The following is a 7,626-nucleotide window of genomic DNA, read 5'->3' on the forward strand; positions in this document are numbered from 1 at the left end:
TCCGGTCCGAGCTGAACCCAGCCTTATAGAAAGGAAAGCCAATCGATGCCGCAGGTGGATCCCGAACTCTTCGACCGTGGCCAGTTCCAGGCTGAACTGGCCCTGAAGGCCAGCCCGATCGCGGCTTTCAAAAAGGCGATCCGCCAGGCCCGCGAGGTCCTTGACGGACGCTTTCGCAGCGGCCGGGACATTCGCCGGCTGATCGAGGATCGCGCCTGGTTTGTCGATAACATCCTGCAAAAGGCCTGGGAGCAGTTCAACTGGAGCGAAGACGCCGACATCGCGCTGATCGCGGTCGGCGGCTACGGTCGCGGCGAGTTGCATCCTTTTTCCGACATCGATCTGCTGATCCTGCTGGACAGCGCCGACCATGAAGTTTTCCGTGATTCCATCGAGCGTTTTCTGACGCTGTTGTGGGACATCGGCCTGGAAGTCGGCCAGAGCGTGCGCTCGGTGGACGAATGCGCCGTTGAAGCCCGCGCCGACCTGACGGTTGTCACCAACCTGATGGAAAGTCGCACCATCTGCGGCCCCGAACGTTTGCGCCAGCGCATGCTCGACGTCACCAGCACCGCACACATGTGGCCGAGCAAGGACTTCTTCCTGGCCAAACGCGCCGAGCAGAAGGCCCGTCACCACAAATACAACGACACCGAATACAACCTGGAACCCAACGTCAAAGGCTCGCCCGGCGGACTACGGGATATTCAGACGATTCTGTGGGTGGCCCGGCGCGAGTACGGCACCTTGAACCTTCGGGCATTGGCAGGCGAAGGTTTCCTGGTCGAGAGCGAAAACGCCCTGCTGGCCTCCTCGCAGGAGTTCCTGTGGAAGGTTCGTTACGCGCTGCACATGCTCGCCGGTCGCGCCGAAGACCGCTTGCTGTTCGACCACCAGCGTTCGATTGCCGGCCTGCTGGGTTTCAAGGGCGATGACGCCAAGCAAGCCATCGAAAACTTCATGCAGCAGTACTACCGGGTGGTCATGAGCATCGCCCAGCTCAGCGACCTGATCATCCAGCACTTCGAGGAAGTCATCCTCGCGCCGGAAGATGAGGCGCCGCCACAGCCGATCAATTCTCGGTTCCAGTTGCACGACGGTTACATCGAGGCGCGCAACGACAATGTATTCCGCCGCACGCCGTTCGCCATGCTCGAGATCTTCGTGCTGATGGCCCAGCAGCCGGAAATCAAGGGTGTGCGCGCCGATACCATTCGCCTGCTGCGGGAAAACCGGCATCTGATCGATGACGATTTCCGCAATGACATCCGCAACACCAGCCTGTTCATCGAGCTGTTCAAGTGCAAGATCGGCATCCACCGCAACCTGCGTCGGATGAACCGTTACGGCATTCTCGGGCGTTATCTGCCGGAGTTCGGTTTCATAGTCGGGCAGATGCAGCACGACCTGTTTCACATCTATACGGTCGACGCGCACACGCTGAACCTGATCAAGCACCTGCGTAAGTTGCAGTACACGCAAGTGTCGGAAAAATTCCCGCTGGCCAGCAAGCTCATGGGCAAGCTGCCCAAGCCTGAACTGATCTACCTCGCCGGTCTGTATCACGACATCGGCAAAGGTCGGCACGGCGATCACTCGGAAATCGGCGCAGTGGACGCCGAGGCTTTTTGCCAGCGCCACCAATTGCCGGTGTGGGACAGCCGCCTGATCGTCTGGCTGGTGCAGAACCACCTGGTGATGTCGACCACCGCCCAGCGCAAGGACTTGTCCGACCCGCACGTGATCCACGACTTCGCGCAAATCATCGGTGACGAAACCCGCCTCGATTACCTGTACGTGCTGACCGTCGCCGACATCAACGCCACCAACCCGACGCTGTGGAACTCCTGGCGCGCCAGCCTGTTGCGCCAGCTCTATACCGAGACCAAGCGAGCGTTGCGTCGCGGCCTGGAGAACCCGGTGGATCGTGAAATGCAGATCCGCCAGACCCAGAGCGCCGCCCTCGATATTCTGGTGCGCGGCGGCAACGATCCGGACGACGTCGAACAGTTGTGGTCGCAATTGGGTGATGATTATTTCCTGCGTCACACCGCCGGCGACGTGGCCTGGCATACCGACGCCATCCTGCAGCAGCCGGCGGACGGCGGGCCGTTGGTGCTGATCAAGGAAACCACCCAGCGCGAGTTCGAGGGCGGTACGCAAATCTTCATTTATGCGCCGGACCAGCACGACTTCTTCGCCGTGACCGTGGCGGCGATGGATCAGCTGAACCTGAACATTCACGACGCCCGGGTCATCACGTCCAGCAGTCAGTTCACCCTCGACACCTATATCGTGCTCGACACTGACGGCGATTCGATCGGCGATAACCCGGCACGGGTCAAACAGATCCGCGAAGGCCTGACCGAAGCCCTGCGCAACCCGGACGATTACCCGACGATCATCCAGCGTCGGGTGCCGCGCCAGCTCAAGCATTTCGCGTTTGCGCCACAGGTGACGATCCACAACGACGCCCAGCGGCCGGTGACGGTGCTGGAGCTCAGTGCCCCGGACCGGCCAGGCTTGCTGGCGCGGATCGGTACGATTTTCCTGGAGTTCGATCTGTCGCTGCAGAACGCCAAGATCGCCACCCTCGGCGAGCGCGTGGAAGACGTGTTCTTCATCACCGACGCGAACAACCAGCCATTGTCCGACCCGTTGCTGTGCAGCCGCTTGCAGGATGCGATCGTTGAACAGTTGAGCGTCAACCAGGAACCCGATATCAAACTGTCACGAATCAGTATCTGACCCGACAAATTTCCCCCTGCGGAGATAGCCCTTTGTAGGAGCCGGCTTGCTGGCGATAGCATCACCTCGGTGTGTCAGATGCACTGGAGTGATGCTATCGCCAGCAAGCCGGCTCCTACGGAGTGCAGGCCTCCACATTGAACGAGATCGACCGATGAACAACGCTTTGTCCCAGCTCCAGCCCTACCCGTTCGAGAAGCTCCGCGCCCTGCTCGGCAGCGTCACGCCCAACCCGGACAAACGCCCTATCGCACTGTCCATCGGCGAACCGAAGCACCGTTCGCCAAGCTTTGTCGCCGAAGCCCTGTCCAGCAATCTGGATCAGATGGCCGTTTACCCGACCACCCTCGGCATTCCGGCGCTGCGTGAAGCCATCGCCGCGTGGTGCGAACGCCGCTTCAACGTTCCGAGCGGCTGGCTCGACCCGGCGCGCAACGTGCTGCCGGTCAACGGCACTCGCGAGGCGCTGTTCGCCTTCACCCAGACCGTGGTCAATCGTGGCGATGACGCGCTGGTGGTCAGCCCGAACCCGTTCTATCAAATCTATGAAGGTGCCGCGTTCCTCGCCGGCGCCAAGCCGCATTACCTGCCATGCCTGGACGAGAACGGCTTCAACCCGGACTTCGATGCCGTCTCCCCGGACATTTGGAAACGCTGCCAGATCCTGTTCCTGTGCTCGCCAGGCAATCCGACTGGCGCCTTGATCCCGGTTGAAACCCTGAAAAAGCTGATCGCCCTCGCCGACGAACACGACTTCGTGATTGCAGCGGACGAGTGCTACAGCGAACTGTACTTCGACGAACAAACCCCGCCAGCCGGCCTGCTTAGCGCCTGCGTGGAACTGGGCCGCAAGGACTTCAAGCGCTGCGTGGTGTTCCACAGCCTGTCGAAGCGCTCCAACCTGCCAGGCCTGCGTTCGGGTTTCGTGGCCGGTGATGCCGACATTCTCAAAGGCTTCTTGCTGTACCGCACTTATCACGGCTGCGCGATGCCGGTTCAGACCCAACTGGCGAGCATCGCCGCGTGGAATGACGAAGTGCATGTGCGGGCCAACCGTGCGCTGTATCGCGAAAAGTATGATGCGGTGCTGGAAATCCTCAGCCCGGTGATGGACGTGCAACGCCCGGACGGCGGCTTCTACTTGTGGCCGAACGTTAATGGCGATGATGAAGCGTTCTGCCGCGACCTGTTTGTGGAAGAACACGTGACTGTGGTGCCGGGTTCCTATTTGTCCCGTGAGGTAAACGGCGACAATCCAGGGGCCGGTCGCGTGCGCATGGCATTGGTTGCACCATTGGCGGAATGTGTTGAAGCGGCAGAGCGTATTCGCAACTTCATTTCCTCCCGCAAATAACAACTCGAGTAAATCCGCACTGTGCAATGCAGTGCGGATCTAGCTAACTTGGTTACAACCCTGCCATATACAAATATCCACTCGAACATTAACCTGAGTCACGCCATCAAAACCTGTATATCAAATTTTATAACCCCCAACTAAACAACTACTCGTTACATGGAAGTAACAAGCATGAATTCATTTAAACCCTGTCAAATACCGCAACCCAAAAACGACGCAGCCTCCTATATAGCCGCCATCAACGAACGCCCTCTTAACGCTCTAAAAATCCAATCAAATCGCCCAAAAAGAAACATCGGCGCTCATACAAAATATTGGGCTACAGGAAGAACTCTAAAAATCGCAATGTATGACGCCAGCGACGAGGTTATCGAAGAGGTAAAAGCCGCCGCCAGTGAATGGCTCCCTTACGTCAATCTGAAATTTGATTTTGTAACAGGTGATACAGGCGACATCCGGATCCACATTAATCCTCCAAATGGAGTAAACAGTTCTGAAATTGGCACTGACGCATTGATCGACGACATAGGAGGCACTGATGCAGAAAGGCGTGCCCCCAGTATGTTTCTCAATTGGAAGTCGGGGAGCCAACGCTTTAGATATGTCGTTCTACATGAGTTCGGGCATGCCTTGGGAGCGATGCACGCCCACCAGCACCCAGACTCGGAGATACCATGGAACGTGCAGAATACTTATAAACACTGTGCCAAAAAGTACGGTTGGAACAAAGCTGATGTCGACACGAATATCTTGCCCCTGCCCCGAAGCCACCAACATGCTTACGAACCTTATGACGGCGACTCAGTCATGCACTATGAGATCCCTCGGGAATGGACATTCGGAAACTGGGGTCAATCGGAATCGTGGGCAATCAGCAACGGGGACATCATCATGATGCGCAAAGCCTATCCCAAGGATTAAGCACTGCTGCAGTGACGGTACTACTTTTCACCGTCGAAACTTTATTCCTTATTGATGCACCCGCTCCCTGACAAGGCGCATATAAAACACAAAAAAATGCAATAAACCCATCCTGGGCCCTCTATAAAAATGGATATTTATATATGGACATCATGTCAACTTATCACTTGGAAACTCCGATGGACCCTAAAGCCTCTTATGAGGTTGCCATCGCCGAAAACCCTGCAAACCGTGTAGTTTCTACGCCTGGCCGCCAAAAGCGCGCCGCAGGTAAACATACCCACTTCTGGGCACCTGGCCGAACCCTGCGAATTGCATTTTTGAATGGCGATGAAGCATTCAAGAATGCCGTCAAGACTGCTGCCAGTAACTGGCAACCACATATCAATCTGAACCTGGATTTTGTCGAAGGAACGGAGGGCGATATTCGTATCAAGTGTGAACAGGGCATTTATTGGTCTTTCCTTGGCACCGCCGCTTTGACACAGACAGATCAGAGCCTGCCAACGATGATCCTGGCGACGGATTACCGCTATTTATTAAAGTTCTTTCTTGCCAATGCCATGCATGAATTTGGTCATGCATTAGGTGCCCAACATGAGCAACTGAACCCTGCGGCAAACATCCCCTGGAACAAGCCAGCCGTCTACGTCGCGCATTGGTTACCTGAAAATGCTGACGAAGACAGTTACCAAGACAGTCTCACCCGCAAAAAAGTGGACGACCTTTACTTCAATCTGCTTGATGCCAACGAAGTAAAAAACTCGCCCTACGACCCGCTGTCGATCATGCATTATGCCGTCCGGCAGGAATGGACCGATGGCGACTTCAAGGTCGACCTTAACTTTGTCCTCAGCGAGAAGGACAAGGCCTTTATGACGCAGGTCTACCCTTACCCTGAAGCGCAAAGCGAATGATTCGGTCGCCAGGCCATCAACACGCGTTATTTGACGGCCCCCAGATTCGCTTCACTCAAATCCAGTTCACCTAATACTTCTCGCAATACGTCATCACCAATCTGGTGATGACGGCTGAGCTTGTATAACTCCAGGCGTTGCGCCCGCAGCGCCTTCAAACGCAAGCGCCGCTCCAGCAAGTCCATCTGGAATGCCAGGGCCTGGGCCTCCGCCGAGTCGTTGAACACCTCCAGTTGGTGCCGATACTCGGACATGATCCGAGCCTTCAGCTCAATGGCCAGCGCAGCCTGGGCTGCGTCATGAGGGGTGACCTCTTCGGTTTCGAGCGCATGAATGGCCGCTTCGGCGGTTTTTCGCCAGGCATCGCGCACCTCACTGCGACGTTTGTCGTCCGGGCTCTTTTCAATGCCACGCAACAACAGTGGCAGCGCGATACAGGCCGCAACCAGCGACAGCAGAATGACCCCGGCGGCAATGAAGATCAGCAGATCTCGTTCAGGAAACGCATCACCCGCCATCAACATCGGCACAGACAACACGCCCGCCAGCGTCACCGCTCCGCGCACGCCACCCACCGTCAGTAACCAGCAGGATCGCGCAGTCGGCACGTTGACCATTTCACCCTTGCCGCGCCAACGACGCAGCAGCCCCGACAACCGCCAGATGCTCTGCACCCAGACAAACCGCAACACCACCAGCACCAGGAAAATCGCCACCACGTCGAGGCCGCGATAGAGCAGTGTCGGCCACAACGAGGTTTCGTGGCTGACCACGGCTTTGATAATGTCCGGCAATTGCAAACCCAGCAGGAGGAAGATCAATCCGTTGAACGCGAACTCCAGCAACGACCAGACGCTGCGATTGAGCAGTCGAGTGCTGGTCTGGCGCGGCAGCAGATCGAGCCAGCTCTGCATCATCCCCGCCGCGACCGCCGACAAAATGCCCGATGCGCCCAGCCGTTCGGCCAGCACGTACGCCGCAAACGGCAGCAACAACATGAAGACAACGTGCGTCGCCGGATCATCCCAGCCCCGGGCGATCATCCATGAGCGCAAACGCCCGACCAGCCAGCTCAGCGCCACACCGACAGCCAGGCCACCAACCGCCACCAACACAAACGTCAGGCTGGCGTTGGCCAGCGAGAACACCCCGGTCACCGCCGCTGCCAGGGCGAACTTGAAGGTCACCAGGCCCGACGCGTCATTCATCAGCGCTTCGCCCTGCAGCATATGCATCAGCGGGGTCGGCAGGCGGTTTTGAGAAATCGCCGAGACGGCCACGGCATCCGTCGGCGACAACACTGCCGCCAAGGCAAAAGCCACCGGTAGCGGAATGCTCGGCAACAACCAATGGATGAAGTAACCCGCACCGACGACGGTAAACAGCACCAAACCGACCGCCAGGGTCAGGATCGGCCCGCGCAGTCGCCAGAATTCGCGCTTGGGCATGCGCCAGCCGCACCCAAGTCATACACATCTTGAATTCCACCCGTGTCCATAGGTCATAATGGACACCTCCATTTACAGCCGACCGAGTACCTCGCATTGCGTAAGCCATCAGCACTGGAAGTGTTCAAAATTCGACATCTTGAATCGCCCCGGGTTTTCTAGACACTCTCCAGGCTCGCTGCGTAACGCTTTTCAAACTCTACCGGTGACAGCTGATTGTTGAAACTGTGACGTC

The 7,626-nt window shown here is 57.4% G+C and carries 4 protein-coding genes and 1 pseudogene; 4 read left to right on the forward strand and 1 reads right to left on the reverse strand.

Going from position 1 to position 7,626, the window contains the following annotated elements:
* Positions 1-45 precede the first annotated feature (45 nt).
* The 4 genes from FBY04_RS24165 (at position 46) to FBY04_RS24180 (ending at position 5,943) form a co-directional block, all read left to right on the forward strand.
* The gene (locus tag FBY04_RS24165) at positions 46-2,748 is read left to right on the forward strand and encodes a [protein-PII] uridylyltransferase (protein WP_145317382.1); all 2,703 of its coding nucleotides are present in this window, start codon (positions 46-48) and stop codon (positions 2,746-2,748) included.
* A 154-nt stretch (positions 2,749-2,902) separates the two neighbouring features.
* Entirely contained in the window at positions 2,903-4,102 is a 1,200-nt protein-coding gene (gene dapC / locus FBY04_RS24170) for a succinyldiaminopimelate transaminase (RefSeq protein ID WP_145317385.1), read from the forward strand.
* 174 nt (positions 4,103-4,276) lie between these two features.
* Positions 4,277-5,026 (forward strand): M12 family metallopeptidase, encoded by a 750-nt coding sequence (locus FBY04_RS24175; protein WP_178118322.1) that lies wholly within the window; start codon positions 4,277-4,279, stop codon positions 5,024-5,026.
* A 143-nt stretch (positions 5,027-5,169) separates the two neighbouring features.
* Positions 5,170-5,943 carry a hypothetical protein gene (locus FBY04_RS24180; RefSeq protein WP_256667145.1) on the forward strand — a complete coding sequence of 258 codons (774 nt, stop codon included), beginning with the start codon at positions 5,170-5,172 and terminating at the stop codon, positions 5,941-5,943.
* A 26-nt stretch (positions 5,944-5,969) separates the two neighbouring features.
* Here FBY04_RS24180 and FBY04_RS24185 read toward each other — a convergent pair.
* A pseudogene (locus tag FBY04_RS24185) lies at positions 5,970-7,400 on the reverse strand (Na+/H+ antiporter); the annotation flags it as partial.
* Between the last annotated feature and the right edge of the window lie 226 nt (positions 7,401-7,626).

The organism is Pseudomonas sp. SJZ080 (genome assembly GCF_007828295.1).
GTDB lineage: Bacteria > Pseudomonadota > Gammaproteobacteria > Pseudomonadales > Pseudomonadaceae > Aquipseudomonas > Aquipseudomonas migulae_A.

Excerpts from the sequence above, each read along its gene's own strand:
- FBY04_RS24165 (WP_145317382.1), top strand. The coding sequence starts at position 46 with ATGCCGCAGGTGGATCCCGAACTCTTCGACCGTGGCCAGTTCCAGGCT.
- dapC (WP_145317385.1), top strand. The coding sequence starts at position 2,903 with ATGAACAACGCTTTGTCCCAGCTCCAGCCCTACCCGTTCGAGAAGCTC.
- FBY04_RS24175 (WP_178118322.1), top strand. The coding sequence starts at position 4,277 with ATGAATTCATTTAAACCCTGTCAAATACCGCAACCCAAAAACGACGCA.
- FBY04_RS24180 (WP_256667145.1), top strand. The coding sequence starts at position 5,170 with ATGGACATCATGTCAACTTATCACTTGGAAACTCCGATGGACCCTAAA.